This is a genomic window from Bradyrhizobium sp. USDA 4516 (genome assembly GCF_054055915.1).
The window spans coordinates 801215-827850 of record NZ_JBSRXT010000001.1 but is presented as its reverse complement, the minus strand read 5'-3'; the positions used below and the strand labels follow the sequence as shown (position 1 = coordinate 827850).

Sequence of the window (26636 nt, the reverse complement as noted above, 5' to 3'; positions counted from 1 at the left end):
GTCCTTGTTCAAGACACATGCGACAATGTCGCTTACTCAATTGCACCGAGCGCTAAAAACATCTCGGGATTGTGAAGCTGCGTGCATGATTGCGCGGCAAGAGACTTTCGGGTCTGTGCTAAGTTTCGGCCGTGCATCACGCGCGGAATAGGGGCAGCACTTCGAGCCATCAGGGAGTGTTCAATGTCAGATCTCGTTGCGATCGTGTACCCATCCGAAGTCAAAGCAGAGGAAGTTCGGCAAAAAATACTCAAGCTTCAGAGCGAGTACCTGATCACGATCAGCGATGCCGTGATCGCAGTCAAAACCGGGGACGCTGTAAAGCTCAATCAGCTCGTGAACACCACCATGACCGGCGCCGCCAGTGGCAGCTTCTGGGGACTGCTCTTGGGGATGGTATTCCTGAATCCCCTTCTCGGCGTGGCGCTCGGAGCCGGCGCAGGCGCTTTGAGCGGTGCGCTGACCGATTTCGGGATCAGAGACCAGTTCATGAAGGATCTCGCGTCGAAGGTGAAATCGGGAGATGCCGTTCTGTTCCTGCTGATCAAGTCCATGACCTCAGACAAGGTTCTCAATGCGATCAAGGATGCGGGAGGGATCGTCCTGACGACCTCGCTCGATGAAAAGAAGGAGCAGCACCTTCGCGACGCGCTCGCAGCCGCAACTCAGGCCAAGGCTGCCTAGTCGCCGATCTTGTGGCGGCCTAATACGCTGCGGACTTGCGTGGGGATCAGTGCGCAACAGCATCGGTCCTTGGGCGGATCGCCAGCGATGAGGTTGGCTGCGGCGTTCGGCTCCGCGGTCGCTTCCCTTCCGCGCAGCCAGGAGCCGGGAGAAAATCATGCGCAAATTGTTTCTATGGGGCCTAGCACTTGGGATTGCTTCGGTGGCGATCACGGCGACCAGCGGTCGTTCGCAGGCCGGCCTCATTGCGCCGCTGGGTCTGCGCCAGGCCGCCGACGAGCTTCGTCTCGCGGAAACTGTCCAATTCACCTGGAGGGGCCACCGCTACTGTTGGTACAGCAGGGGATGGCGCGGCGGCGGTTGGTATCGGTGTGGTTTTGGTTCAAGGCGCGGCATGGGTTGGGGTGGTCCGGCGGGATGGCACGGATGGCGCCGGCCAGGCCACCGCCCGGTCACTCGGCCTCCGAGACCTGGGCGGCCAGGAATCCAGCGTCCGCAACCACTCCCGCAACCGCTTCCCGGCAGGAGCTGATGGCTGCTTTGTCTATCGTTCGCCGGCCGCGACGTGGCCGCACGCCAGTCGGAGCCCCGCCATGTCCTTGAAGGAGCCGCAAACACGCGCGGGCCAAGTGCGCGATACCGTGCTGGTCGATCTCGCGCTGGAGGGCAGTGGATCGTACCGCGCTTTTACCTGGGGGGTGCTCGATCGGCTCATGGATGAGCCGTGGTTGCGCAGCGAGGCAATATCGGGCACCTGACGACGACCAACGTTCATACTGGCCGTGGGCGTGTGTAACAAGACATCGGGCCTTGCAGGGCTCGACCGTTTAGTTCGGATTACAAAGGGGATTGTCAGCCGTTCTCGACCAGAAACTCCACGCGCTCGGCGGCGAAGCGCGAGCGCTTGGTCACCAGCGGCTGGTCCAGCATGTCGACGTCGGTGGCGTCGACCACCAGCACCGGCCGTCCCAGCGGCAGGTCGAGTCGCGCGGCGTCGGTCGCATCGACGATCGCCGCGGTGATCCGGGTTGAGGCGCGGTGGTAGTCCTTGACGCCGTAATGCCCGAGCAGCTTCGTCATCGAGCGGACGTTGGCGAACACGCTGCCGGCATCGGGAAACCGCTCGGCCGACAGCCAGGTGGTGGAGACGCAGATCGGCGTCCGGTCGGCGAGCCGCACCGCTTCGATCCGGATCAGCGGCGCACCGATCTTCAGGCCGAGCTCGCGCGCAAGCTCGCGATTGGCGGTGTCGCTGCTCGCATCGATCAGCTGGCCGCGCGGCTCGTGACCGCCGGCGCCGACGATCTCGGAGAACCGCGTGCGTGAGCGCAAGGGATAGGCGAGGCGCTGGGCTTCGACATAGGTGCCGCTGCCGCGCTCCGCGCGCACCAGGCCGCGCTCGGCCAATGCGGCGAGTGCCCGCCGCACGGTGTGCCGGTTGACCCGGTACGTCTCGGCGATCTCCATCTCGCCGGGCAGCTTTTCGCCGGCGGCGAAGCGGCCGTCAGCGATGCCGCGCTCGATGCCGTCGGCGACCTGCCGCCACAAGGCGACGCCGGAACTTTCCTGCATGCTCATGGCGCGGTGATACCAGAAATCTTTGGTTTGTCACGAAACAGTCATGGCGCTCCGCTATCAAGTTGTCTAGTATCATAGACAACTTGATGCAAGCAAGGTTGCCCAAAGGTTTGCCCATGAGTTCGACCATGAGTTCGACCGGACCAAACAGCAAACAGGCCCAGCGCAAGGCCGCGATGACGGTGCTGGCGCACGCCGCCGCTACGGACATCGCAGGCAGGCTGGCCGCGATCGCGGTGCCCGCGCATGAGAACCTGCGCCAGCCGGAAAACGGCCTTGTGATGCTGCGCGGGCGGATCGGCGGCGACGGTGCGCCATTCAATCTCGGCGAGGCGACGGTGTCGCGCGCGGCGGTGCGGCTTGCGACCGGCGAGGTCGGCTTCGGCTACACGCTCGGCCGCGACGCGCGGAAGGCGCAGATGATCGCGCTGTGCGACGCCATGGTGCAGTCGGCGGAGTTGTCCGGCGAGGTGGAGGCCAAGGTGATCGCGCCGCTGCGCGTCGCCATGAACGCCGAACGCGGCCGCAAGGCAGCGGAAACCGCGGCGACGCGGGTCGATTTCTACACGATGGTGCGCGGTGAGGGATGATGCAATGACGACGATTGCCGAAATGCCCGCGGGCTTTGCCGACAAGGTGCTGTCGGCGCAGTCGACTTTCCGTTCCGTGATGGATGCGATGGCGCGCCCGGGCAGCGTGCAGCGCGTTGCCGCTGATGTCGGAACACCGGCCGGCATGATGCGCGGCTCGGCCGCGATCGCGCTGACGCTGTTCGATCACGACACGCCGATCTGGCTCGACGCCGCGATGTCGGCGACGCCTGACGTCGCCCGCTGGCTGAAGTTCCATGCCAGCGCGCCGGTGGTGGCCGATTCCTCGATCGCGAGCTTCGCTTTGATCGGCGATGCCGCGAGCCTGCCGGCGCTCGATTGCTTCGCATTCGGCAGCAGCGAATATCCTGACCGGTCGACCACGCTGATCCTGCAGGTCGACAGCCTGTCGCAGGGGCCGGCCTTCGAGCTGAAAGGGCCCGGTATCGACGGGAGCGCCGTGCTGCAGGCGATGCTCAAGCCGCGCGACCTGTTCCAGCGGCTTGCGATCAACGAAGCCCTGTTCCCGCGCGGCATCGATGTCGTGCTGGTCCATGACGATGCCATTGTGGCGATCCCGCGCACCACGCGGCTGATCGCAAGCGGAGTGTGAGCGATGTATGTAGCCGTCAAGGGAGGCGAGCGCGCCATCGAGAACGCCCATCGTCTGCTCGCGCATGAGCGGCGCGGCGACCGCGAGGTGCCCGAGGTGACGCTGGCACAGATTTCCGAGCAACTCGCGCTCGGCGTCGATCGCGTGATGACCGAAGGTTCGCTCTACGACCGCGAGCTCGCGGCGCTCGCGATCAAGCAGGCGCGCGGCGACATGATCGAGGCGATCTTCCTGGTCCGCGCCTTCCGTGCCACGCTGCCGCGCTTTGGCGCCACCGAGCCGGTCAACACCGGCGAGATGCAGGTGCGGCGGCGGATCTCCTCGACCTTCAAGGACGTTCCGGGCGGCCAGATCCTGGGGCCGACTTTCGACTACACCCATCGCCTGCTCGATCCGCAGCTCGCGGAAGGCTTTGTGCCGGAGCAGCCGGCGACCGCGGAGGCCTCGCAGGCCGCCACGCCGCGGGTGACCGACATTCTCGGCCGTGACGGTCTGATCGAATCCTCGCCGCAGGCAGATTGCGACACGCCGGTCGGCGACCTCACGCGCGAGCCGTTGAGCTTTCCGGCCGACCGCGATTTGCGGCTGCAGAACCTGGCGCGCGGCGATGAGGGCTTCCTGCTCGCGCTCGGCTACTCGACGCAGCGCGGCTACGGTCGCAATCACCCGTTCGCCGGCGAGATCCGCTTCGGCGAGGTCGAGGTCGAGTTCTTCGCCGAGGACGCGGGCTTTGCCGTGCCGCTCGGCTCGATCGAATTGACCGAGTGCCAGATGGTCAACCAGTTCAAGGGCTCGACGACCGAGGCGCCGTGCTTCACCCGCGGCTATGGCCTCGCCTTCGGGCAGAGCGAACGCAAGACCATGTCGATGGCGCTGGTCGATCGCGCGCTGCGTGCGCGCGAGCTCGGCGAGGAGGCGGCGGCGCCGGCGCAGGACGAGGAGTTCGTGATGTCGCACTCCGACAATGTCCAGTCGACCGGCTTTGTCGAGCATCTCAAGCTGCCGCACTATGTCGACTTCCAGTCCGAGCTCGGCCTGTTGCGCAAGCTGCGGCAGGAGTTCGCGGAAGCCAACGAGGCCGTGGAAATGCAGGAGGCCGCGGAATGAACGCGCCGACGTACAATTTCGCCTATCTCGACGAGCAGACCAAGCGGATGATCCGCCGCGCGATCCTCAAGGCGATCGCGATCCCCGGCTATCAGGTGCCGTTTGCGAGCCGCGAGATGCCGATGCCCTATGGCTGGGGCACCGGCGGCGTGCAGGTGACCGCCGCGATCCTCGGTCCCGACGACGTGCTGAAGGTGATCGACCAGGGCTCGGACGATACCACCAACGCGATCTCGATCCGCAAATTCTTCGGCAAGACCGCGGGTGTCGCGACCACGACCTCGACCACGGACGCGACCGTGATCCAGACCCGGCACCGCATTCCCGAGGCGTCGCTGCATGCCCGACAGGTGCTGGTCTATCAGGTGCCGATCCCCGAGCCGCTGCGCTTCCTCGAGCCGCGCGAGACCGAGACGCGGCGCATGCACGCGCTCGCCGAATACGGGCTGATGCACGTCAAGCTCTACGAGGACATCGCGCGCTTCGGCCATATCGCGACCGCCTACGCCTATCCGGTGAAGGTGAACGCACGCTACGTGATGGACCCGTCGCCGACGCCGAAATTCGACAATCCGAAGATGGACAATTGCGCGGCGCTGCAACTGTTCGGCGCCGGCCGCGAGAAGCGCATCTACGCGATCCCGCCCTACACCACCGTGATGTCGCTGGACTTCGAGGATCACCCGTTCACGCGCTACCGCTTCAACGCGCCCTGCGCGCTGTGCGGCGCCGACAATTCCTATCTCGACGAGATCATCACCGACGACAAGGGCGGGCGGATGTTCGTCTGCTCCGACACGGACTTCTGCGAGCAGCGCCAGGCCGCCGGCCATCACGGCACCGAGAGCGCAGCGCCGCACAAGGAGAAGGCGCATGTCTGAGCTCTCGAGCCTCGACAACGACGAGCCGTTGCTGGTGGCCGAGGGGCTTGCCAAGAATTACGGCCGGCTTACCGCCTGCCGCGACGTCTCGTTCGCGCTCTATCCCGGCGAGGTGCTGGCGATCGTCGGCGAGTCCGGCTCGGGCAAGTCGACGCTGCTGCAGCTGCTCTCGGCGCAGCTCGCGCCGAGCGCGGGCCGGGTGTGCTACCGGATGCGCGACGGCGTGCTGCGCGATCTCGCTGAACTCGGCGAGGCCGAGCGGCGCTTCCTGTTCCGCACCGACTGGGGCTTCGTGCACCAGGACCCGGCGCAGGGGCTGCGCATGGGCGTCTCGGCCGGCGCCAATGTCGGCGAGCGGCTGATGGCGGTCGGCTGGAATCATTACGGCCGCATCCGTGACACCGCGTCGACCTGGCTGGAGCGGGTCGAGATCGATACCGGCCGCATCGACGATGCGCCGAAGACCTATTCCGGCGGCATGCGGCAGCGGCTGCAGATCGCCCGCAACCTCGTCACCGAGCCGCGGCTGGTGTTCATGGACGAGCCGACCGGCGGCCTCGACGTCTCGGTGCAGGCCCGCCTGCTCGACCTGATGCGCAACCTCGTCAGCGAGCTCGGGCTCGCCGCGATCGTCGTGACCCACGATCTCGCCGTGGCGCGGTTGCTTTCGCATCGCGTGATGGTGATGAAGGGCGGCCGCGTCATCGAGACCGGCCTCACCGACCAGGTGCTCGACGATCCGCGTGAGCCCTATACGCAGCTGCTCGTTTCCTCGATTCTTCCGCCATGAGCGTGCCAATGACCGCGATGATCGAACTTGCCAACGCCGAGAAGACCTTCACCATGCATCTGCAGGGCGGCGTCGAACTGCCCGTGGTGCGCGGCGTCTCGTTCCACGCCGATCCGGGTGAGTGCGTGGTGCTGTCGGGCCCGTCGGGCGCCGGCAAATCCTCCATCCTGAAGATGATCTTCGGCAACTATCGCTGCGACAGCGGCCGGATCGGCATCCGCCATCACGGCATGGTTGTCGACCTTGCCACCGCCGAGCCGCGCCAGGTGCTGAGCATCCGCCGCTCGACCATCGGCTATGTCAGCCAGTTCCTGCGCGCTGTGCCGCGGGTGGCGACGATCGACGTCGTCGCCGAGCCTTTGATCGTCAACGGCGTGGCGCGCGAGGAGGCCCGCGCGCGCGCCGGCCAGCTGCTGCGCCGGCTCAACATTCCGGAGCGGCTGTGGACCTTGCCGCCCTCCACCTTCTCCGGCGGCGAGCAGCAGCGCGTCAACATCGCGCGCGGCTTCATCTCGGACCTGCCGATCCTGCTGCTGGACGAGCCGACCGCTTCGCTCGATGCGGCGAATCGCGCCGTGGTGGTCGAGCTGATCGCGGAGAAGAAAACCAAGGGCGTCGCGATGGTCGCCATTGTCCATGACGACGAAATCCGTCATCTGATTGCCGACCGCATCGTCGATGTGACCTCGTTCGCGGCTGCTGCCTGAAGGACCGTTTGAAATGACCGCCAAGCAAGACACTATCATCGGCAACGCCCGGCTGGTCCTCGCCGATCGCGTGATCGAGCAGGGCTGGGTCGCGATTGCTGATGGCAAGATCGCCGAGTTCGACGAGGGCAGGGCGCCCGAGGCCGCCGAGGATGCCGGCGGCGATCTCCTGATGCCCGGGCTGATCGAGCTGCACACCGACCATCTCGAGATGCACTATGTGCCGCGGCCGAAGGTGTTCTGGAATCCGGTCGCGGCCGTGATCTCCTATGACGGGCAGCTCGCGACCTCAGGCATCACCACGGTGCTGGATTCGCTGCGGGTCTGGCGCGAGGACGGCGCCGAGGATGTCGACGGCCGCGCCGGCGTGCTGGCGGCGGCGATCGCGGCGGCGCGCGAGGAGAATCTGCTGCGCGCCGATCACTTCCTACATCTGCGCTGCGAGGTCCCGATGCCGGACGTGGTCGCCGAGGCCAAGGAGCTGATCGACCGGCCGGACGTGCGGCTGATGTCGCTGATGGACCACACGCCGGGCCAGCGCCAGTTCCGCGACGAGGTCAAGCTGCGCGACTACTATCGCGGCAAGGGCGGCGGTATGACCGACGCCCAGCTCGACGTGCTGTTCGCACGGCGCTTCGCCTATCAGAAGGAATATGCGGTGGCGAACACCCGCGCGATCGTCGCGCTGGCGCATGAATACCGGATCCCGCTGGCGAGCCATGACGACACCACGGATGAGAACGTGGTCGACGCCGTCAACGACAAGGTCGCGGTGGCAGAGTTCCCGACCACGATGGAAGCCGCGCGAGGCTTGCACGCCGCCGGCATCGACATCCTGATGGGCGCGCCGAATGTGGTGCGCGGCGGCTCGCACTCCGGCAACATCGCGGCCGTCGATCTCGCCAATGAGGGCATGCTCGATATCCTGTCGTCGGACTACATCCCGTCCAGCCTTTTGATGGCGGCGCTGCAGCTGCCGCGGCATGTGCCGGCGATCGATCTCGCTTCCGCCGTGCGCACCGTGACCAAGACGCCGGCCGAAGCGGTCGGGCTCACCGACCGCGGCGAGATCGCGGTCGGCCGGCGCGCCGACCTGATCCGCGTGCACGTTGCGCGCGATCTGCCTGTCGTGCGCAGCGTCTGGCGCGGGGGAGGGAGGGTCGCATGACCGATGCATCCGTCGTCGCCGACCGGCGCGCCGGAATCGGTCCCGGCCGGCTGATCCTGGTGGTCGGCCCGAGCGGCGCCGGCAAGGATACGCTGCTGGGGTTCGCCAAGGCGGCCTGTGGCGATGATCGCGATGTCGTGTTTCCCCGTCGACTGATCACCCGCCAGGCCTCGGCGTCGGAGGACAATGAGGAGGTCAGCGCGGAGAGCTTCCAGCGCGCGGTAGCCGCCGGCGACTACGCCATGCACTGGGAAGCGCACGGCCATCGCTACGCGCTGTCGCGGTCGATCAACGACGATATCGGCGCCGGGCGCACCGTGATCGCGAACGTCTCGCGCACCGTGATCGCCGCGGCGCGCCGCAACTATGCCAATGCTGTCGTGGTGCTGGTCACGGCGCCGCCGGATGTGCTGGCCGCGCGGCTCGCGATGCGGGCGCGCAGCAGCGACGGCCTTCTCGAGCGGCGGCTGGCCCGCACCGTCGACGAGAGCACGTCGACGCCCGATTTCACCATCGTCAATTCCGGCACCGCCGACTATCATGCGCGACAGCTTGTCCGCATCATCAAGGGCGAACGCTGGGACGACTAGCAACCATAGGAGAACGGCACGAATGTCGGTGATCGAAACGGTCGAGCAGCTTGAGGCGATCTACGGCTTCCCGAACGACGCGTCGACCGTGAAGGTCGCCGATCACGTGACGCCGCTCTATCGTGTGCTCATCGAGAAGTCGCCGTTCGTGTCGCTTGCGACCGCAGGCCCCGAAGGGCTCGATTGCTCGCCGCGCGGCGACCTGCCGGGCTTCGTGCGCATCCATGATGCGAAGACGCTGATGATGCCGGATCGCCGCGGCAACAATCGCTGCGATTCGCTGCGCAACATCGTTCGCGATCCCCGCGTCGGCTTGCTGTTCCTGATTCCGGGCTCAGGCAGCACGCTGCGCGTCAACGGCCGCGCTTATGTCACGGCCGAACCGGAGCTGCTCGCCTCCTTCATGATGGAAGGCAAGGCACCGCGCACGGTGATCGTAATGCATGTGGAGGAGATCTATTTCCAGTGTGCGCGCGCGATCGTGCGCTCCGATCTCTGGAATCCGGACAAGCGGGTCGATCCGAAGGTCTTGCCGACGCCGGGCCAGATCCTCGCCGAGATGAGCGAGCACACGGTCGGCGGCGAAAAATACGATCGGGAATGGCCGGAGCGCGCGCGACAGACGATGTGGTGATGCGCCCGGACGGTTGGGAAGCATGATCCGGAAAAGTGCGAAGCGGTTTTCCCTGCGACAAACGCGAAGCGTTTGCGCGGAGATCATGCTCAAACAAAAGCGCTATAGCGCGCTGACGATTGAACCCATCGCGCTTTAGGCCTCGGCGGCGCGGTCTTCCCAGTCCTCCCAGGTCACGTCAGCATTGATCTCGAGGTAGCGCGCAACGGCGACGCCGATGGTCGGGAAGAAGTTGTTTTCGCCAAGTTGCGCCAGCAGGCCGAATTTCTTCAGCTTGTCCTTGACGGGATCCTTGAGCTCGGCAAAGCACAGCTCGATCTTCTGTGCATGCAATGCCTCGTCGAGCTCGGCGAGAATGTCGCCGGCGGTCACGTCCACGCTGGTGACCGGCTCGGCCGTGACCACCAGCCAGCGCACCGGCGTCGGGGATTTCGCCACGGCATCCAGCGCGCGTTCCTTGAAGAACTCGGCATTGGCAAAGAACAGCGGCGCATCCCACCGGAACAGCACCAAGCCGGGGATCTGGCGCGCGTCCGGGTATCGCGTGATGTCGTGATAGCCCTTCACGCCGGAGGCGCGGCCCAGCACGGCGGAATGCGGCCGCCAGCCGTCCCACAGGAATTCGACGATCGCGAGCACGATGGCGAGGCCTATTCCGGGGATCACGCCCAGCACGGCCACGCCGACAAAGCAGACCATCGATAGCCAAAACTCCCACTGCTGAATGCGGTAGATTCGCCTGAGGTCGCCGATCTCAAACAGGCCGAGCGCAGCGGCGATGACGACGGCCGCCAATGCTGCGTTGGGCAAGTGCTGCAGCAAATTCGGCGCTATCAGCAGCAGGAAGGCGATGGCCAGCGCGCCGATGACGCTGGTCAATTGCGTGCGCGCTCCGGCAGCTTCCGCAACGGGCGTTCGCGATCCGCTGCTGCTGATCGGAAAACCCTGAAAGAAGCCGGCCGCCAGATTGGCCGCGCCGAGCCCCACCATCTCCTGGTTGGGATCAACGCGATCGCCCAATCGTCCTGCATAGGCGCGCGACAGGACGCTGGTATCGGCGAACGACACCAGCGCGACGGCGCAGCCGCCGATCAGCACCTGCACGATGTCGCCATAGCCGATCCGGGGAATGGCAAATCCCGGCAAGCCCTGGGGAAGCGAACCCAGGACCGTCACGCCGAAGCGGGCCCCGAGATCGAGAACCCCGGTGACGACCGTCGCGGCGACGACGGCAATGAGAATGCCGGGCAACCGCTTGTTCCGGGCTAGCAGCAGGATCACCGCCAGCGTCGCAAGGCCGATCCCGAGGGTCGCCCAATTCGTCTTTCCGTCGACGATTGCTCCGATGACCGCCCAGAGGCTGCGCAGAGGTCCATCGCCTTCAATGGAAAAGCCGAACAGCTTTGGCAGCTGGCTGATCAGCACGGTCAGGGCAATGCCGTTCATGTAGCCGTAGCGGATCGGCTTGGAGAGAAGCTCGGTCAGGAATCCCAGCCGCGCGATACCCGCGACGATGCATATCGTCCCGGAGACCACCGCCATCATGGCGGCCAGGGTTGCCGCACGCATCGGATCGCCGCCAGACAGCGGAGCGACGACGCCGAGGATGATGGCCGCAAGCGCCGAGTCCGGCCCAAGGACAAGGATGCGGCTCGGCCCGAACAGCGCGTAGACGAGCAGCGGGATGATCGTCGCATAGAGCCCGTAGATGCCGGGCAGGCCGGACGCCTCCGCATAGGCGATGCCGACCGGGACCAGCATGGTCGCGAGCACCAGCCCGGCGACGATGTCGTGTGGGAGCCACGCCGCTTGATATCGACGCAGCGTGGTGAGACCCGGCAGCCAGCCGGTCCAATGCTTCATCGCCGGTCACTCCCAACGTCGTTGGGGCCGCAGGCGCTTGACGTGAACCGCTCTACCCCTTCAACCGCTTTAACCCTTCGCCTGCTCATCAAACGCCTTCAGCGACACCGCTGCAATCTCGCGCAGCGCGTTGCGGTCGGCGCCCGAGGAAGCCATCACGCACATGCCTGATGTCACCGCGGAGAGATAGCGGGCAAGGGTGGCCGGATCGGCGCTTTCGCCCAGGTCGCGTTCGGCCTTCGCGCGGACAAAACGTTCGTGCAACTGGTCCTCGGTTCGGGTGCGGCGCGCTGCCAGTTCAAATGGAACATTCTCCGAGCCGGTACCGCAGGCAAGGCCGCCCTGCACCAGCAGGCAGCCGGGCGGGTTGGCGGGATCGGTCTGGGCGTCCGCGTGCTCCATGAGAAATCGTTCGGCCACCTCTCGGGCGGTGGCGGCGCCCAAAACCTTTTCCATCCAGGCGTCGCGCTTCTCGGTGTAGCGGTCGAGCGCGGCCTTCAGCAGGCCCTCCTTGCTGCCAAAGGCGGCGTAGAGGCTGGGCGGATTGATATTCATCGCCTCGGTGAGCTGGGCGATCGTCGCGCCCTCGTAACCGTGGCGCCAGAACACGTCCATGGCCTGGTCCAAAGCGGCGTCCGCGTCGAAAGCGCGGGGGCGTCCCATTCCCATTTTTCGTTGCTCCGTAAGCCGGGTGCCGTTTCTATGACGGATTGTCCCTGGCTTATCCTCTTGTTGCACGTGATGTTTTTCCGCGACTTCCCATTTCCCCATGAATGAGATAAGAAATTCATAGTGCTTGATACATAAGTATCTTGCGAACCGGCGTCCAGCTCCACATCTGTAGCGAACACTACAGATATCTGGAGCGCGTGAATGCCCTCGTCAATCCAAAATCCCCGTTCCGGCCGCTTCCGACGTGTCGTCGGCGGTATCGTGATCCTTGGCGCCCTCGCGGTGGCCGGTTCGATCGCGACCGGCCACTATTTCCATGCCGCACAGGCGACCGCGACTGCCGCGGCCCCCGAGCCGGCGGTCCCGGTCACCGTTGCCGTGATCCAGCCGCGGCCGACCACGCTGTTCGATGACTTCTCGGGCCGGCTCGAAGCCGTCGACCGGGTTCAGCTCCGGCCGCGGGTGGCGGGCGCGATCCTTTCGACCAACTTCACCGAGGGCGCGCTGGTGAAGTCCGGCGACATCCTGTTCAAGATCGACCCCGCGCCCTACGCCGCCGAGGTCGATCGCGCCCAGGCGCAGCTCGAGGCCGCCAAGGCCCGCGTCGTGTTCACCACGAGCGAAGTCGAGCGCGGCGCGCAGCTGGTTGGCAACAACATCGTGACCAGGCGCGATTTCGACCAGCGCGACAATGCCAATCGCGAGGCAGTCGCCAACGTCAAGGCCGCCGAGGCCGCGCTGCAGACGGCCAAACTCAATCTCGACTACACCGAGGTGCGGGCGCCGGTCGACGGCCGGGTCGGCAGGATCGAGGTCACCGTCGGCAATCTCGTCGCCGCCGGCACCTCGTCACCGGTCCTGACCTCGCTGGTCTCGGTCAATCCGATCTATGCGAGCTTCGATGCCGATGAGGAAGCGGTGCTGCGCGCGCTGAACTCGATCGCGGATGCCTCCGGCAAGCGCGGCAATCTCGACCAGATTCCGGTCGACATGGTGACGTCGGGCGGCCTCAGCGCCAAGGGGCACATCCAGCTCATCGACAACCAGGTCAACGGGCAGAGCGGCACCATCCGAGTCCGCGCCGTGTTCAAGAACGATGACGGCCGATTGATCCCGGGGCAATTCGCCCGTGTGCGCATGGGCCAGCCCAAGCAGCAGACGCTAGTGCTGATCGACGAGCGCGCCGTCGGCACCGACCAGGACAAGAAGTTCGTGATGCTTGTCGGCGACGACAGCCGCGCCGTCTATCGTTCCATCACGCTTGGCGGCTCGGTCGATGGCCTGCGGATCGTCACCGCCGGCCTGAAATCCGGCGACCGCATCGTCGTCAACGGCCTGCAGCGCGTGCGTCCCGGCGCGCTCCTGAAGATGGAAGTCGCCGAAATGGGCGCGCGCGGCATGAAGCAGGCATCCACTGAAACCAACCAGCACGTCGTGCAGCGCTAGGCGCTGCACGCGGGGGCGGAGCCATGAATCTCTCAAAATTCTTTATCGACCGGCCGATCTTCGCCGGCGTGCTTTCGATCCTGATCTTCCTGGCCGGGCTGATCTCGCTGCTGGCGATGCCGATCTCGGAATATCCCGACGTGGTGCCGCCGTCGGTCGTGGTGCGCGCGACCTATCCCGGCGCCAATCCGAAGGTGATCGCCGAGACGGTCGCGACCCCGATCGAGGAGCAGATCAACGGCGTCGAAGGCATGCTCTACATGTCGAGCCAGGCGACCACCGACGGCGCGATGACGCTGACGGTGACGTTCCGGCTCGGCACCGACCCCGACAAGGCGACCCAACTGGTGCAGAATCGCGTGCAGCAGGCCGAGCCGCGCCTGCCGGCTGTGGTGCGCCAGCTCGGCATCATCACCAAGAAGAGCTCGCCCGACCTCACCATGGTCGTGCATCTGCTGTCGCCGAACAACCGCTATGACATGACGTATCTGCGCAACTACGCGGTACTCAACGTCAAGGACCGGCTGGCGCGGATCGACGGCGTCGGCGACGTCCAGCTCTATGGCGCCGGCGACTATTCGATGCGGGTCTGGGTCGATCCGCAGAAAGCCGCCGAGCATTCGCTGACCGCGAGCGACGTCGTACGCGCGATCCAGGCCCAGAACGTCGAGGCTGCCGCCGGCGTGGTCGGCTCCTCGCCCAGCGTCAAGGGCATCGACCTCCAGCTCTCCGTCAACGCCGAGGGACGGCTCTCGACCGAGGAGCAGTTCGGCGACATCGTGGTGAAGACAGGTTCGGCTGGCGAGGTGGTGCGGCTGCGCGACGTCGCGCGGGTCGAGCTCGGCGCCTCCGAATACGGCCTGCGCTCGCTGCTTGACAACAAGCAGGCGGTCGCGATCCCGATCTTCCAGGCGCCGGGGTCGAATGCGCTGGAGATCTCCGACCATGTCCGCGCCACGATGGCCGAGATCAAGAAGAACATGCCGGAAGGCGTATCCTACCAGATCGTCTACGATCCGACGCAATTCGTGCGTTCGTCGATCGAGGCTGTCATCCATACGCTGCTCGAGGCGATCGCGCTTGTCGTGCTGGTGGTGATCCTGTTCCTGCAGACCTGGCGTGCCTCGATCATTCCGCTGATCGCGGTCCCGGTGTCGATCGTCGGCACCTTCGCGGTGATGCATGTGTTCGGCTTCTCAATCAACGCGCTCAGCCTGTTCGGCCTGGTGCTGGCGATCGGCATCGTGGTCGACGATGCCATCGTCGTGGTGGAGAACGTCGAGCGCAACATCGAATCCGGCCTGTCGCCGCGCGATGCCACCAACCAGGCGATGCGCGAAGTGTCCGGCCCGATCATCGCGATCGCGCTGGTCCTGATCGCGGTGTTCGTGCCGCTCGCCTTCATCTCCGGCCTCACCGGACAGTTCTACAAGCAGTTCGCGCTGACGATTGCGATCTCGACCGTGATATCAGCGATCAATTCGTTGACGCTGTCGCCGGCGCTGTCGGCTCTGCTGCTGAAGGGACATCACGAGCCGAAGGACTGGCTGACCCGGATCATGGAAAGGTCGCTTGGCTGGTTCTTCCGCGGCTTCAACAAGGTCTTCACCAAGTCCTCCGAGAACTACGGCCGCACCGTCACCAAGGTGATCTACGGCAAGGCCGTGGTGATCGGCCTCTATGTGCTGCTGATCGGCCTGACCGGCGTTCTGTTCAAGCAGGTGCCGAGCGGATTCGTGCCGGGCCAGGACAAGCAGTATCTGGTCGGCTTTGCCCGCCTGCCCGATGGCGCGACGCTCGACCGCACCGAGGAAGTGATCCGCAAGATGAGCGACATCGCGCTGACCCAGCCCGGCGTCGAAAGCTCGGTGGCGTTCCCCGGCCTGTCGATCTCCGGCTTCACCAACTCCTCCAACGCCGGCATCGTGTTCTCGACCTTGAAGCCATTCGACGAGCGAAAGGATCCCTCGCTCAGCGGTCCGGCGATCGCGGCGGCGCTCAACAAGAAATATGCCGGCATCCAGGATGCCTTCATCGCCATGTTCCCGCCGCCGCCGGTCAACGGCCTCGGCACCATCGGCGGCTTCAAGCTGCAGATCGAGGACCGCGCCGGCCTCGGCTATGAAGCGCTGAACGACGCGACCAAGGCGTTCATGGCGGCGATGCAGAAGGCGCCGGAGATTGCCGGCGTGTTCTCGAGCTTCCAGGTCAACGTGCCGCAGCTGTTCGCCGATATCGACCGTACCAAGGCGTTGCAACTCGGCGTGCCCGTCACGGAGGTCTTCAACACGCTGCAGATCTATCTCGGCTCCTACTATGTGAACGACTTCAACAAATTCGGCCGCACCTACTCGGTCTATGTGCAGGCCGACGCGCCGTTCCGCGCGCGTGCCGACGACATCAGGCAGTTGAAGGTGCGCTCGTCGTCGGGCGACATGGTGCCGCTGTCGGCGTTGCTGAAGGTCCGCCAGAGCGCGGGTCCGGAACGCGCGATCCGCTACAACGGCTTCCTGTCGTCGGACATCAACGCGGCTGCCGCGCCGGGCTATTCCTCCGGCCAGGCCCAGGAGGCGGCGACGCGGATCGCGGCCGAAGTGCTGCCGCCCGGATTCGCTTTCGAATGGACCGACCTGACCTATCAGGAGTTCATCGCCGGCAACTCCGGAATCTGGGTGTTTCCGCTGGCGATCCTCCTGGTGTTCCTGGTGCTCGCCGCGCTCTATGAGAGCCTGGCGCTGCCGCTCTCGATCATCATGATCGTGCCGATGGGGCTCTTGGCCGCGATGTTCGGGGTCTGGCTGTCGAAGGGCGACAACAACGTCTTCACCCAGATCGGCCTGATCGTGCTGGTCGGATTGTCGGCCAAGAACGCCATCCTGATCGTCGAATTCGCGCGCGAGCTCGAATTCGCCGGGCGGTCACCGATCCGCGCCGCGATCGAGGCGAGTCGCTTAAGGCTGCGACCGATTCTGATGACGTCGATGGCCTTCATCATGGGCGTGCTGCCGCTGGTGCTGTCGACCGGCGCGGGCTCGGAGATGCGGCGCGCGATGGGCGTTGCGGTGTTCTCCGGCATGATCGGCGTCACGGTGTTCGGCCTGTTCCTGACGCCGGTGTTCTACGTGCTGCTGCGCAGCCTCACCGGGATGAAGCCGCTGACGCAGCACGGCGAGACGACCATCCCCGGAAAAGCACACGCGGCATGATGCCGCGTGTGCAGAGCGTTTTCGAGCGAAGTGGATACCGGTTCGCGTGAAGAAAACGCGGCAAGACAAAAAAACGAGAGCTTCAGCTTTGATTCAATCAAAACTGAAGCTCTCGTTCGTGTCAGCTTCGAACAGAATCAGGCTGCGATATCGAGCAGCAATTGTGACGAACCGCGGACCAGCACCTTGCGGCCCGCGGGCGTCAGTTCAAACGAATCGCCGCGCACCGCAACATAGCCGAGCGTGATCAGGCTCTCGACGGCAAACCGGTTCAGCCGGGTAGGGTTTGCTGCGGGAGCCCGCAGCGCTTTCAGCGCATCCCATTGATCGGGTCTGAGTTCGAATTCTTCGCTCATCGGTCCAGGCACTCCAGAAGTTCTTGGCGTGCGAGATACAGAGCGCAGATGAATTTCGTGCGACCACAACGAGTCAGGATTTCGATTTATGTGGACGCGTCGTCACATCGCCGTGTCATTGGAATACTTCAATTTTTTCGAATCATTGCGGCGCAATAACGCGTGATTTCGTCACAGTGATTAATCCCAAATTGTCACACAGGTTAATCGTCTCGATTAACCGCGCCGCACACTTGCGCCGCCATCGACCGGCAACGTGACGCCGGTCACGAAGTTTGCTTCATCGGAGGCGAGAAACAGCGCGGCATTGGCGACGTCCCAGCCGGTGCCCATCTTGTGACGCAGCGGCACCTTGCTGTCGCGCTCGGCCTCGACCTCGGCGCGGCTCTTCTTGAATTCGCGGGCGCGGGTGTCCACCGCCATCGGCGTGTTCATCAATCCCGGCAGGATCACGTTTGCGCGAATGCCATATTGCGCATTCTGGTAGGCGAGCTGTTCGGTGAAGGCGATCATCGCCGACTTGGTCGCCTTGTAGGCGACGTAGGGATAGGTCGTGATCGCGGCCATCGACGAGATGTTGATGATCGAGCCGCGCTGCTGCGCGCGCATGATCGGGATCACATGCTTGGCGGCGAGGATGCAGCTCTTCAGATTGATCGCCACGCAGCGGTCGAACGCCTCCTCGGTGATATCAAGCAGTTCGGCATCGCCGCCGGAGAGGCTGACGCCGACATTGTTGTGCAGGATGTCGACACTGCCCCAGCGGCCATGTGCGTCCGCCACCATCGCCTTGATGTCAGCATTTTTGGTGACGTCGGCCTTGAAGGCGACTGAAGTCCCGCCCTTGGCCGCGATCAGGTCGACCGTCTCCTGCGCCGAAGCCAGATTGTAATCGACGCACAGCACCCTGGCGCCTTCGCGCGCGAAGGTCAGCGCGGTGGCGCGGCCGTTGCCGATGCCCTCGCCGGGGCTTTGGCCTGCACCGACGACGATGGCGACGCGATCTTGCAGGCGCATCTCACTTCACTCCCTGTAGCGGGTACTGCTGCAGTACCTCCTTGTAGTAAGGTTCGTTGTCGATCTGCATGGTGGCGAGCACCCGCACCACGGCGCAGTAGAACGCGATCGTCAGCACGAGGTCAGTCATGTGCTCGTCGGAGAGATGTTGCTTGATCTCGGCGAAGGTCGCATCCGACATCGCGAGCTCGTGGACCATCTCGCGAGCGCCCTTGAGGATCGCTTTCGCCAGCGGCTCGAGCTTCGACGGCTTGCCACTGGTCTCCGCGATCAGGCCCTTTATATCCTCGTCGGTGACGCCAAACTCCTTGCCGATCTTCACATGGTGGGTGAATTCGTATTCCGACTGCTCGAGCCAGCCGACCTGCAGGATCGCGAGTTCGCGTAAGCGCGGATCGAGCTTGCTCTTGAAGCGGATATAGCCGCCGACGCCGTTGAAGGCGCGCGCCATGTCCGGCGAGTTCACCAGCAGCTTGTGCAGATTGGTGTTGCGCTTGAGCATGTCGCGATATTCGGGGGCGACCTGATCGGCTTCGAGATAGGGCAGGCGGGCCATTGTTGTTGTCCTTGTTTCGGCGGCTTGCGGAAGAGGCGGCTGTTGTTTCAGCCGTAGAGGGCTTTGTGCTCGCTTTCGTAGTTGGCGTAGGAATCCTTCATGCTGGCGCCGTTGAGCAGCATCGTTCCGACCACCGCGTTGTCGGCATCGAACACGGTCGAGCGCACCCACATGCTCTCGGTGCGCTTGCTGCCGGAAAGCGCCACGACCTCGCGCTCGACCCAATAGGTCTCGCCGGGGAAGAGCGGCCCGCGCAGAAGACGGATCTCCTGGTCGGCGAACAGCCCGACGGCGGGGCCGCGGACCGGCAGCCGGTCCTCGCGCGCGCGGTACTGGAACAGCACGCTCAGCATCTCCATCGGGATGATGGCGCGGCCCCAGGGATTGTGCTCCAGCGAATAATAATCCGACGGCTCGGTGATCACCCTGAGCTTGTCGGCAAGCGAAAATGGATAGAGATCGCCCATGTTCTGGTCGAAATCCATCTTGATCGCCTGCCGCGGCGTCTTCATGCCGACCTTGATGTCGGCGAGGATCACGGGATCGGTCAGCGGCTTCAATTCGCCGAGCCGGCGGCTGAGCGCCGTCTCGTTGCCGTCGCCATCGATCGAGGCGGTGCCGCGCAGGATCTCGGTGCCGTCACGCTTGACCATCCCGATCGTGCAAACGGTCTGGCCCGGCTTCGGCTTCTCGATCTGGGCCTGCACCTCTTCGCCTTCGAACACCGGGTTGCGGTAATGCGCGGATAGGCAGCCAGTGATGAACCAGGCGCGGCCCCAGATCCGCTCGCACAGCGGCGCGAACTGGCTGAAATGGGTCGGTCCCTCGATCGTGCCGCCGCGAAAGCCGAGCTTCTGCGCGGTTGCATCGTCGTGAATCGAGGCGTGGGAGTCGTAGGTCTGGGCCTGCAGCATCTGCTTCGGGCTGCGCCAGGGACCCACCAGCAGATTGCCGTTCTCCACGATTTCCGTCGTGAATGCGGATTCGACTGTAATCATCCTTGGTCTCCCTTTGCGCGCCACCGTTTCAAAGATGCCGGGGTTCGGCAAGGCCTTGCAGAACGGCAAGGCCTCGCTTGGGCAACATGAGATATGTGCTGCGGCCATGGAACGGGGCTGTTCATGCATAACAAAATCAGTGCATGCTGATGCATGATCATTTCGGAAGATAATCAGACCGGTCCGGACCGGCGTGGCTGACTGACGGGGAAACTGATGGCGTTGATGGAAGTTGGACTGGACGACAAGTACCGGTTGGATACGAAACGAATCTTCCTCTCCGGTACCCAGGCGCTGGTCCGATTGCCCATGTTGCAGCGCGAACGCGACCGCGCGCAGGGGCTGAACACCGCCGGTTTCATCTCCGGTTACCGCGGCTCGCCGCTCGGCATGTACGACCACGCGCTGTGGCGGGCGAAGTCCTTCCTCAGGGAACATGACATCGCCTTCGTCCCCGGCCTCAACGAGGATCTGGCGGCGACCGCGGTGTGGGGCAGCCAGCAGGTCGGCATGTTCCCCGGCGCCAAGGTCGATGGCGTGTTCGGCATCTGGTACGGCAAGGGCCCAGGCGTCGACCGCTCGCTCGATGCGCTCAAGCACGCCAATTCCGCCGGCACCTCGCCGAACGGCGGCGTGATCGCGCTGGCCGGCGACGACCATGGCTGCCAATCCTCCACCCTGGCGCATCAGAGCGAGCAGGTGTTCGCCTCGGCGCTGATGCCGGTGGTCAATCCGGCGACGCTGCAGGATTATCTCGACCTCGGCATCCTCGGCTTCGCGCTGTCGCGCTATTCCGGCTGCTGGGTCGGCTTCAAGGCGATCTCGGAGACGGTGGAAAGCTCGGCCTCGATCGTCAGCGATCCCGATCGCATCAAGATCATCATGCCCGACGATTTCGAGATGCCGCCGGACGGGCTCTCGATCCGCTGGCCGGATCCGCCGCTCGAAGCCGAGCGCAGGCTGCACGGGCCCAAGATGGAGGCGGTCGCGGCCTTCGCCCGCGTCAACCGCTTCGATCGCATCGTGCTGGATTCGAAGCCGGCGCGGCTCGGCATCATGGCGACCGGCAAGGCCTATCTCGATCTGCGCCAGGCGCTCGCCGATCTCGGCATCACCGATGCCGATGCGCAGGCGCTCGGGCTGCGCATCTACAAGGTGGCGCTGACCTGGCCGCTCGAAGCGCGCGGCGCGCGCGCCTTCGCCGAGGGCCTGCAGGATGTGCTGGTCGTCGAGGAGAAGCGCGGCTTCATCGAGGACCAGCTGGTCCGCATCCTCTACAACATGGACGCCTCCAAGCGTCCCTCGGTGGTCGGCAAGCGCGACGAGAGCGGCGCTCCCTTGCTGCCGAGCGAGGGCGAGCTGACGCCGACCATGGTCGCCGCCGCCGTGGTGGCGCGGCTGCGCCGGCTCGGTCACCGCAGCCCGCTGCTGGAGCAGCGTTTGGCAAAACTCGAGGCGTTCGATCGCCCCGCCGAGGGCACGGGCACCGCGAAGCTGCAGCGCACGCCGTATTTCTGCTCGGGCTGCCCACACAACTCGTCGACCAAGATCCCCGAGGGCAGCCGCGCCATGGCTGGCATCGGCTGCCACGGCATGGCGCTGTCGGTGCCGAACCGCAACACCCAGACCATCTCGCATATGGGCGCGGAGGGCGTGAGCTGGATCGGGCAGGCGCCGTTCACCAGCGAACAGCATGTGTTCCAGAACCTCGGCGATGGCACCTACACCCATTCCGGCTTGCTGGCGCTGCGCGCAGCGGCCGCGGCCGGCGTCAACATCACCTACAAGATCCTCTACAACGATGCGGTTGCGATGACCGGCGGCCAGCCGGCCGAGGGCGGCTTTACGGTGTCGCAGATCGCACACCAGGTCTGGGCGGAGGGCACCAAGCGGCTCGCGATCGTCTCCGACGATCCAGACAAATATCCCGCCAATTATTTCCCGGCCGGCGCTACCATTCATCATCGCCGCGAGCTCGATGCCGTGCAGCGCATCCTGCGCGAGATCGAGGGCCTCACCGTCCTGATCTACGACCAGACCTGCGCCGCCGAGAAGCGCCGTCGCCGCAAGCGCGGGCTGTTCCCCGATCCGGCCAAGCGCGTCTTCATCAATGAGCGCGTCTGCGAGGGTTGCGGCGACTGCTCGGTGGCGTCGAACTGCGTCTCGGTGCAGCCGCTGGAGACCGAACTCGGCCGCAAGCGCCGCATCGACCAGTCGAACTGCAACAAGGATTTCTCCTGCATCGAGGGCTTTTGCCCGAGCTTTGTGATGGTGCAGGACCCCAAGCTGCGCAAGGCGGACCGCGCTGCCGCCGATCCCAAGGCGTTGTTCGCCGACTTGCCGACGCCGCCTGTGGCCGCGTTGAGCAATCCCTACAACATCCTGATCACCGGCATCGGCGGCACCGGTGTGATCACCATCGGCGCGTTGCTCGGCATGGCCGCGCATGTCGAGGGGCTCGCCTGTTCGACGCTCGACTTCACCGGCCTGTCGCAGAAGAACGGCGCCGTGATGAGCCATGTCCGGCTCGCGCCCGCCTCCGACATGCTGACCACGGTGCGCATCGCACCGGGCAATGCCAACCTGATCCTCGGCTGCGACCTCGTCGTCGCCACCAGCGTGCCGGCGCTGAGCCGCGCCGAGCGCGGCGTCACCCGCGCCGTGGTCAACGCCGATCTCTTGCCGACCGCGAGCTTCGTGATCGATCCCGATATCGACTTCGAAGCCAGCTCGATGCGCGATGCGCTAAACGGCGCGGTGACGCCTGGCGACCTCGATATCCTCGACGCCACCGGGCTTGCCACCGCGCTGATGGGCGACAGCATCGCCACCAACGCCTTCATGCTCGGCTTTGCCTTTCAGCGCGGCGCGATCCCGCTGTCGCTGGAAGCGATCCTGAAGGCGATCGAGCTCAACGGCGCCGCCATCGAGATGAACAAGACCGCGTTCTTGTGGGGCCGGCTCGCCGCGCATGATCTGCAACGCGTGGTCAGCGCCGCACGCTTCAAGAGCGCCGGCGCCGCGCCGGCCAAGAAGACGCTTGATGAGGCGATCGCGTTCCGCGCCAAATTCCTCACCGACTATCAGGACGCGGCCTACGCCAGGCGCTATCTCGACGATGTAGCGCGCGTCCGCACCGCCGAGGCGGCGGCCGCGCCGGGCTCGCAGGACCTGACGGAGGCCTTCGCAAAGGGCCTGTTCAAGCTGATGGCCTACAAGGATGAATACGAAGTCGCGCGGCTCTATTCCGACGGCGAGTTCAGCAAGGCCTTGAGGGAACAATTCCAAGGCAATTCCGGCTTGAAGGTCTTGCTGGCGCCGCCGCTGCTGGCCCAGCGCGATCTCGTCACCGGGCGGCTGCAGAAGCGTGAATTCGGTCCGTGGATCTTCACGGCGTTCGGCATGCTCGCAAGGCTGAAGGGCCTGCGCGGCACCGCCTTCGACATCTTCGGCTATACCGCCGAGCGCAAGATGGAGCGCGCATTGCCGGTCGAGTATTCGGCGATGGTCCTGCGTCACCTCGACGGCAAGAAGCCGCTCGACTTGCCGCGCCTCGTGGCGCTGGCGAAGGCTGCGGAGCTCGTGCGTGGTTATGGCCACATCAAGGAGGGCAACGTCGCCCGCTACCGCACCGAATGCGCTCGGCTGGAGCGCGCGATCAGCCAGCCGCTGGCGCAGGCGGCGGAGTAAGGCCGGGGAACTTTCCACAGCCGCCCTGGTTGACCGGCAACCCTGCCTGCAAGCGGTGGCTGGATTCGTACGCCCGAGCCCCTACATGATGGCTGTCTGTTCGAGTGATTTCAGGAGGCCGTTTGATGGTCCTGAAAAACGCTTTTGTTGCAACCGTTTGTACCGCGTGCCTGGCTTTGGGCGGCGTGGCGTTGGCTGACGAGTATCGCCCCAGCGAGTTCTTCAGCCTCGATCTTTCACGCGCAGTGTTGTCGCCGAAGCCGCTTGGCCCGCCGGCGCAGTTCGAGCCCGTTCCGGTCGAGGCGAAGACCGACCATGGCCCCGATCAGCATGCGAATGTCGAGCCGCAGGTCGAGGAGCCGAAAGTCGCGCCGAAGAAAGCCGTGCGGACCACCAGGGTGACCGCGCCGCACGAGAAGAAGCGCGCGGAAGCGCGCGTGCCCGCCCGTGCCAAGCTCGCGCGCCGCCACTCGAACCCGCTCGATGCGGAGGCCCGTGACACACGGATCCAGACCTGGCCGTGCCGCACCGGCGGCATCTGCAACTGGCATCGGTGAGGCGGCGCTCTCGCGCCTCTGCTTTCTCGAAGTGCGTCAATCCTTGACCCGTCATCCTGAGGTGCGAGCGAAGCGAGCCTCGAAGGATGGATCGGCCACGGACGGGCCGTTCATCCTTCGAGACGGCCGCTTCGCGACCTCCTCAGGATGACGGGTTTGGTGCTTGAGCGCTCGATATCCGGGGCCGCCGTCCCAGCAGCCGCCCCCGAGTCATCCCGCCGTCGCAAAACCGTCGGCGGAGAGTCAAGAAACCGTAAGGCCGGAGTCAAGGAGCGCAGGCAAAACCTTCGTTGCGATTCGACGAAGGTTATTCGATGCCGACAGCGAACTCCGCGAGGCGGCGAGGCCTCACCCGGCGCCAGCTTCTGGTGCGCTCGGCGTCGACCGCGGCGCTGGCGGGATTCGGCGCGCTGGCAAGACCGTATCTGAGCCGCGCCGCGGATCGGCCCGCGATTGCGGGCATCCAGTCCGGCGACGTGGCAAGCGATTCCGCTGTCATCTGGGCGCGCGCCGATCGCGCCGCGCGGATGCACATCGAATGCGCCGCGGTCGAAAGCTTCGCCAGCATCCTGCGCACCGTGTCCGCCGATGCGCTGCCCGAGCGCGACTTCACCGCCAAGCTGCTGCTCGACGGCCTGCCGCCGGGCCAGGACCTGTTCTATCGCGTGCGCTTCGAGGACCGCGAGGGCACATCAGGCGAAAGCCGGGTCGGCCATTTCCGAACCGCGCCGGCCGACCGGCGTCCCGTCTCGTTCGTCTGGTCCGGCGACGTCGTCGGGCAGGGCTGGGGCATCGACCCCGCGCGCGGCGGCTTGCGCAGCTACCGCACCATGCTGGACGAGCGTCCGGACTTCTTCATCCATTCCGGCGATCACATCTACGCCGATTGCACGGTGCCGTCGGAGCAGAAACTCCCAAACGGTGAGATCTGGCGCAACATCGTCACCGAGGAGAAATCCGTCGTCGCGCAGAGCCTCGATCAGTTTCGCGGCAACTACAAATACAACTGGCTCGACGAGAGTTTCCGCGCCTTCCACGCCGAGGTGCCGATGTTCGCGCAGTGGGACGACCACGAGGTGGCCGACGACTGGTCGCCACTCGGCACCACCGATGCGACCGGCTATGAGGCGGACGGCAGCTCGCGCCTGGTGGCACGGGCACGCCGCGCCTTCCACGAATTCATGCCCATGCGGCTGATGCCGGAGCGCGATGGCCGCGTCTACCGCAAGATTCCCTACGGGCCGCTGCTCGACGTCTTCATCATCGACATGCGCTCCTATCGCGATTCCAGCTGGAACAAGCAGGGCGATCCGGACCACGCCTGCATCCTCGGCCAGAGCCAGCTCGCCTGGCTGAAGCGGGAGCTGGTGGCGTCGGATGCTGTCTGGAAGGTGATCGCGGCGGATCTGCCGATCGGCCTCGTCAGCCTCGATGCGGTCGCGCTCGGCGACGGGCCGCCCGCGCGGCGCGAGCACGAGATCGCCGATCTGTTGTCCTTCATGAAGCGCGCCGGGGTCCGCAACACGGTGTGGCTCACCGCCGACATGCACTACACCGCCGCGCATCACTATGATCCGAACCGCGCGGTTTTCCAGGAGTTCGAGCCGTTCTGGGAGTTCGTCTCCGGTCCGCTGCATGCCGGCACCTGGTCGCCGGGCGAGCTCGACAACACCTTTGGCCCGAAGGCGATGTACCAGAAGGGCTGCTCGGCCGAGCAGGGCGACAATCTCGCGCCGTGCTTCGAGCTGCAATTCTTCGGCCGCGTCGACATCGACGGCAAGACCGGCGTGATGACGGTGACGCTGAAGGACGTCGACAACCACGACCTCTGGTCGGTCGATATCGAGCCGCGGCCGGACGCGCGGCCCGGCCAGATCATGGCGCAGCACATCTAGCGCCGTCTCTGATCCGTCGCGACATCTTGATTGCCGGCGTCTTGCCCGAGGGCCCGGTTTGCGGGCAGACTGCGTGTCGGCAGTCCTGCCAATTTCATTCCCACGAAACGATTTGCTGGCGTGACGTCGTCGATGGCATCGGCGTCCCACGCGTCAGGAGCTATCCATGGAAAATCTGCAGACACAGGGCATCAGCCTGCCGCAGCTCGGGCTCGGCACCTTCCGCATGCAGGGCGATACCTGCCGCGCGGCGGTCGAGAGCGCGCTTGGGCTCGGCTATCGGCATATCGACACCGCCGAGATGTACGGCAATGAAGAGGCGATCGGGGCGGCGATCGCTGCCTCGAATGTCGCGCGCAGGGACCTGCACGTGACCACCAAGGTCTGGCACGAGAACCTGGCGCCGGATGCGATCCGGACAGCGTTCGACGCCAGCCTGAAGAAGCTGCGGCTCGATCACGTCGATCTCTATCTGGTGCACTGGCCGTCGCGGAGTATGAAGCTGCCTGCCGTCTTCGAGACGCTGATGAAGCTGAGGGAGGAAGGCCGCACCCGCGCGATCGGCGTCGCCAATTTCACCACCGCGCTGCTCAAGACCGTGGTCGAGGACATCAAGGCGCCGATCGCCTGCAACCAGATCGAATATCACGCGATGCTGGACCAGACGCCGGTGCGCAAATATCTCGCCGCGAAATCGATCCCGCTGGTGGCCTATTGTCCGCTCGCCCAGGGCCGCTTCGCCACCGACGAGACGCTGGCGAAAATCGGCAGCAAGCATGATGCGACCGCGGCGCAGGTGGCGCTGAAATGGCTGCTCGATCAGGATGGAGTGGCGGCTATTCCGAAAGCCTCGCGCGCCGAAAGCCAAAAGGCCAATCTCGACGCACTGAAGGTCAAGCTCGACGACGCGGACCGCAAGGCGATTGCGGCGCTGCCCAAGGACATGCGCTGCGTCAATCCGGGGTTTGCGCCGGCGTGGGATTGAGGCCGCTGGCCCTGAGGAAGCAGAAAAGAAAATGGCTCCGTGAGGAGCCATTT

The 26636-nt window shown here is 65.2% G+C and carries 23 protein-coding genes and 1 pseudogene; 17 read left to right on the top strand and 7 right to left on the bottom strand.

Annotation, left to right across the window (positions count from 1 at the left end; all coding sequences use genetic code 11):
* Positions 1-183: 183 nt before the first annotated feature.
* Both ACVI1L_RS03910 and ACVI1L_RS03905 read left to right on the top strand, forming a co-directional pair.
* Positions 184-684 (top strand): DUF1269 domain-containing protein, encoded by a 501-nt coding sequence (locus ACVI1L_RS03910; protein ID WP_076829007.1) that lies wholly within the window; start codon positions 184-186, stop codon positions 682-684.
* 565 nt (positions 685-1249) lie between these two features.
* A pseudogene (locus tag ACVI1L_RS03905) lies at positions 1250-1439 on the top strand (patatin-like phospholipase family protein); the annotation flags it as partial.
* A gap of 97 nt (positions 1440-1536) precedes the next feature.
* On the opposite strand, the gene phnF reads toward ACVI1L_RS03905, so the two are convergent.
* Entirely contained in the window at positions 1537-2262 is a 726-nt protein-coding gene (gene phnF, locus ACVI1L_RS03900) for a phosphonate metabolism transcriptional regulator PhnF (protein WP_456782328.1), read from the bottom strand.
* Positions 2263-2390: 128 nt separating this feature from the next.
* Between phnF and phnG the strand changes: the two genes are divergently transcribed.
* Genes phnG through ACVI1L_RS03855 form a run of 9 tightly spaced genes read left to right on the top strand, consistent with a single transcriptional unit; the run spans position 2391 to position 9342 of the window.
* Positions 2391-2852: a phosphonate C-P lyase system protein PhnG gene (phnG, locus tag ACVI1L_RS03895; protein ID WP_456782327.1), complete on the top strand. Its 462-nt coding sequence runs from the start codon at positions 2391-2393 to the stop codon at positions 2850-2852.
* Positions 2853-2856: 4 nt separating this feature from the next.
* Entirely contained in the window at positions 2857-3465 is a 609-nt protein-coding gene (phnH, locus tag ACVI1L_RS03890) for a phosphonate C-P lyase system protein PhnH (RefSeq protein ID WP_456782326.1), read from the top strand.
* 3 nt (positions 3466-3468) lie between these two features.
* On the top strand, positions 3469-4572 hold the full coding sequence (locus tag ACVI1L_RS03885; protein WP_057015440.1) for a carbon-phosphorus lyase complex subunit PhnI: 1104 nt from the start codon (positions 3469-3471) through the stop codon (positions 4570-4572).
* The gene (locus ACVI1L_RS03880; protein ID WP_456782325.1) at positions 4569-5453 is read left to right on the top strand and encodes an alpha-D-ribose 1-methylphosphonate 5-phosphate C-P-lyase PhnJ; all 885 of its coding nucleotides are present in this window, start codon (positions 4569-4571) and stop codon (positions 5451-5453) included. Before ACVI1L_RS03885 ends, ACVI1L_RS03880 begins: the two co-directional genes overlap by 4 nt.
* On the top strand, positions 5446-6243 hold the full coding sequence (phnK, locus tag ACVI1L_RS03875; protein ID WP_253624192.1) for a phosphonate C-P lyase system protein PhnK: 798 nt from the start codon (positions 5446-5448) through the stop codon (positions 6241-6243). The genes ACVI1L_RS03880 and phnK overlap by 8 nt, the downstream gene beginning before the upstream one ends.
* An 8-nt stretch (positions 6244-6251) precedes the next feature.
* Complete coding sequence (gene phnL, locus ACVI1L_RS03870; RefSeq protein ID WP_057015437.1) at positions 6252-6950, top strand: phosphonate C-P lyase system protein PhnL; 699 nt, start codon at positions 6252-6254, stop codon at positions 6948-6950.
* Positions 6951-6963: 13 nt separating this feature from the next.
* The gene (locus ACVI1L_RS03865; protein ID WP_456782324.1) at positions 6964-8118 is read left to right on the top strand and encodes an alpha-D-ribose 1-methylphosphonate 5-triphosphate diphosphatase; all 1155 of its coding nucleotides are present in this window, start codon (positions 6964-6966) and stop codon (positions 8116-8118) included.
* Positions 8115-8708: a phosphonate metabolism protein/1,5-bisphosphokinase (PRPP-forming) PhnN gene (phnN, locus tag ACVI1L_RS03860; protein ID WP_253624191.1), complete on the top strand. Its 594-nt coding sequence runs from the start codon at positions 8115-8117 to the stop codon at positions 8706-8708. The genes ACVI1L_RS03865 and phnN overlap by 4 nt, the downstream gene beginning before the upstream one ends.
* Before the next feature lie 22 nt (positions 8709-8730).
* Positions 8731-9342, top strand: coding sequence for a pyridoxamine 5'-phosphate oxidase family protein (locus ACVI1L_RS03855; RefSeq protein ID WP_057015434.1), 612 nt, complete (start codon positions 8731-8733; stop codon positions 9340-9342).
* A gap of 135 nt (positions 9343-9477) precedes the next feature.
* On the opposite strand, the gene ACVI1L_RS03850 is transcribed toward ACVI1L_RS03855, so the two are convergent.
* Both ACVI1L_RS03850 and ACVI1L_RS03845 read right to left on the bottom strand, forming a co-directional pair.
* Positions 9478-11205, bottom strand: coding sequence for a SulP family inorganic anion transporter (locus ACVI1L_RS03850; RefSeq protein WP_057015433.1), 1728 nt, complete (start codon positions 11203-11205; stop codon positions 9478-9480).
* Between the two features lie 69 nt (positions 11206-11274).
* On the bottom strand, positions 11275-11874 hold the full coding sequence (locus tag ACVI1L_RS03845; protein ID WP_028339538.1) for a TetR/AcrR family transcriptional regulator: 600 nt from the start codon (positions 11872-11874) through the stop codon (positions 11275-11277).
* A gap of 204 nt (positions 11875-12078) precedes the next feature.
* Between ACVI1L_RS03845 and ACVI1L_RS03840 the strand changes: the two genes are divergently transcribed.
* Both ACVI1L_RS03840 and ACVI1L_RS03835 read left to right on the top strand, forming a co-directional pair.
* The gene (locus ACVI1L_RS03840; protein ID WP_456782323.1) at positions 12079-13323 is read left to right on the top strand and encodes an efflux RND transporter periplasmic adaptor subunit; all 1245 of its coding nucleotides are present in this window, start codon (positions 12079-12081) and stop codon (positions 13321-13323) included.
* A 23-nt stretch (positions 13324-13346) separates the two neighbouring features.
* Entirely contained in the window at positions 13347-16529 is a 3183-nt protein-coding gene (locus ACVI1L_RS03835) for an efflux RND transporter permease subunit (protein WP_057015430.1), read from the top strand.
* Positions 16530-16666: 137 nt separating this feature from the next.
* Here the strand turns inward: ACVI1L_RS03835 and ACVI1L_RS03830 are convergent, their stop codons facing one another.
* The 4 genes from ACVI1L_RS03830 to ACVI1L_RS03815 all read right to left on the bottom strand — a co-directional run bounded on the left by ACVI1L_RS03830 (position 16667) and on the right by ACVI1L_RS03815 (position 19456).
* Entirely contained in the window at positions 16667-16885 is a 219-nt protein-coding gene (locus tag ACVI1L_RS03830; RefSeq protein ID WP_057015429.1) for a hypothetical protein, read from the bottom strand.
* A 216-nt stretch (positions 16886-17101) separates the two neighbouring features.
* The gene (locus ACVI1L_RS03825; RefSeq protein WP_057015428.1) at positions 17102-17902 is read right to left on the bottom strand and encodes an SDR family NAD(P)-dependent oxidoreductase; all 801 of its coding nucleotides are present in this window, start codon (positions 17900-17902) and stop codon (positions 17102-17104) included.
* Between the two features lies 1 nt (position 17903).
* Positions 17904-18458 carry a carboxymuconolactone decarboxylase family protein gene (locus ACVI1L_RS03820; RefSeq protein ID WP_168857209.1) on the bottom strand — a complete coding sequence of 185 codons (555 nt, stop codon included), beginning with the start codon at positions 18456-18458 and terminating at the stop codon, positions 17904-17906.
* A 47-nt stretch (positions 18459-18505) separates the two neighbouring features.
* The gene (locus tag ACVI1L_RS03815) at positions 18506-19456 is read right to left on the bottom strand and encodes a hypothetical protein (RefSeq protein ID WP_456782322.1); all 951 of its coding nucleotides are present in this window, start codon (positions 19454-19456) and stop codon (positions 18506-18508) included.
* A gap of 216 nt (positions 19457-19672) precedes the next feature.
* Between ACVI1L_RS03815 and ACVI1L_RS03810 the strand changes: the two genes are divergently transcribed.
* The 4 genes from ACVI1L_RS03810 to ACVI1L_RS03795 all read left to right on the top strand — a co-directional run bounded on the left by ACVI1L_RS03810 (position 19673) and on the right by ACVI1L_RS03795 (position 26583).
* The gene (locus ACVI1L_RS03810) at positions 19673-23146 is read left to right on the top strand and encodes an indolepyruvate ferredoxin oxidoreductase family protein (protein ID WP_456782321.1); all 3474 of its coding nucleotides are present in this window, start codon (positions 19673-19675) and stop codon (positions 23144-23146) included.
* Between the two features lie 125 nt (positions 23147-23271).
* On the top strand, positions 23272-23703 hold the full coding sequence (locus ACVI1L_RS03805; RefSeq protein ID WP_200844543.1) for a hypothetical protein: 432 nt from the start codon (positions 23272-23274) through the stop codon (positions 23701-23703).
* A gap of 314 nt (positions 23704-24017) precedes the next feature.
* Positions 24018-25598, top strand: coding sequence for an alkaline phosphatase D family protein (locus ACVI1L_RS03800; protein ID WP_456782320.1), 1581 nt, complete (start codon positions 24018-24020; stop codon positions 25596-25598).
* Between the two features lie 166 nt (positions 25599-25764).
* Entirely contained in the window at positions 25765-26583 is an 819-nt protein-coding gene (locus ACVI1L_RS03795) for an aldo/keto reductase (RefSeq protein ID WP_057015422.1), read from the top strand.
* The last annotated feature ends 53 nt before the right edge of the window (positions 26584-26636 follow it).

Coding starts and splice junctions, on each gene's coding strand:
- ACVI1L_RS03810 (WP_456782321.1), top strand. CDS start 19,673: ATGGCGTTGATGGAAGTTGGACTGGACGACAAGTACCGGTTGGATACG.
- ACVI1L_RS03910 (WP_076829007.1), top strand. CDS start 184: ATGTCAGATCTCGTTGCGATCGTGTACCCATCCGAAGTCAAAGCAGAG.
- phnN (WP_253624191.1), top strand. CDS start 8,115: ATGACCGATGCATCCGTCGTCGCCGACCGGCGCGCCGGAATCGGTCCC.
- ACVI1L_RS03855 (WP_057015434.1), top strand. CDS start 8,731: ATGTCGGTGATCGAAACGGTCGAGCAGCTTGAGGCGATCTACGGCTTC.
- phnK (WP_253624192.1), top strand. CDS start 5,446: ATGTCTGAGCTCTCGAGCCTCGACAACGACGAGCCGTTGCTGGTGGCC.
- ACVI1L_RS03865 (WP_456782324.1), top strand. CDS start 6,964: ATGACCGCCAAGCAAGACACTATCATCGGCAACGCCCGGCTGGTCCTC.
- ACVI1L_RS03820 (WP_168857209.1), bottom strand. CDS start 18,458: ATGGCCCGCCTGCCCTATCTCGAAGCCGATCAGGTCGCCCCCGAATAT.
- ACVI1L_RS03795 (WP_057015422.1), top strand. CDS start 25,765: ATGGAAAATCTGCAGACACAGGGCATCAGCCTGCCGCAGCTCGGGCTC.
- ACVI1L_RS03815 (WP_456782322.1), bottom strand. CDS start 19,456: ATGATTACAGTCGAATCCGCATTCACGACGGAAATCGTGGAGAACGGC.
- ACVI1L_RS03850 (WP_057015433.1), bottom strand. CDS start 11,205: ATGAAGCATTGGACCGGCTGGCTGCCGGGTCTCACCACGCTGCGTCGA.
- ACVI1L_RS03800 (WP_456782320.1), top strand. CDS start 24,018: ATGCCGACAGCGAACTCCGCGAGGCGGCGAGGCCTCACCCGGCGCCAG.
- phnH (WP_456782326.1), top strand. CDS start 2,857: ATGACGACGATTGCCGAAATGCCCGCGGGCTTTGCCGACAAGGTGCTG.
- phnF (WP_456782328.1), bottom strand. CDS start 2,262: ATGAGCATGCAGGAAAGTTCCGGCGTCGCCTTGTGGCGGCAGGTCGCC.
- ACVI1L_RS03885 (WP_057015440.1), top strand. CDS start 3,469: ATGTATGTAGCCGTCAAGGGAGGCGAGCGCGCCATCGAGAACGCCCAT.
- phnL (WP_057015437.1), top strand. CDS start 6,252: ATGACCGCGATGATCGAACTTGCCAACGCCGAGAAGACCTTCACCATG.
- ACVI1L_RS03840 (WP_456782323.1), top strand. CDS start 12,079: ATGCCCTCGTCAATCCAAAATCCCCGTTCCGGCCGCTTCCGACGTGTC.
- phnG (WP_456782327.1), top strand. CDS start 2,391: ATGAGTTCGACCGGACCAAACAGCAAACAGGCCCAGCGCAAGGCCGCG.
- ACVI1L_RS03830 (WP_057015429.1), bottom strand. CDS start 16,885: ATGAGCGAAGAATTCGAACTCAGACCCGATCAATGGGATGCGCTGAAA.
- ACVI1L_RS03805 (WP_200844543.1), top strand. CDS start 23,272: ATGGTCCTGAAAAACGCTTTTGTTGCAACCGTTTGTACCGCGTGCCTG.
- ACVI1L_RS03835 (WP_057015430.1), top strand. CDS start 13,347: ATGAATCTCTCAAAATTCTTTATCGACCGGCCGATCTTCGCCGGCGTG.
- ACVI1L_RS03825 (WP_057015428.1), bottom strand. CDS start 17,902: ATGCGCCTGCAAGATCGCGTCGCCATCGTCGTCGGTGCAGGCCAAAGC.
- ACVI1L_RS03845 (WP_028339538.1), bottom strand. CDS start 11,874: ATGGGAATGGGACGCCCCCGCGCTTTCGACGCGGACGCCGCTTTGGAC.
- ACVI1L_RS03880 (WP_456782325.1), top strand. CDS start 4,569: ATGAACGCGCCGACGTACAATTTCGCCTATCTCGACGAGCAGACCAAG.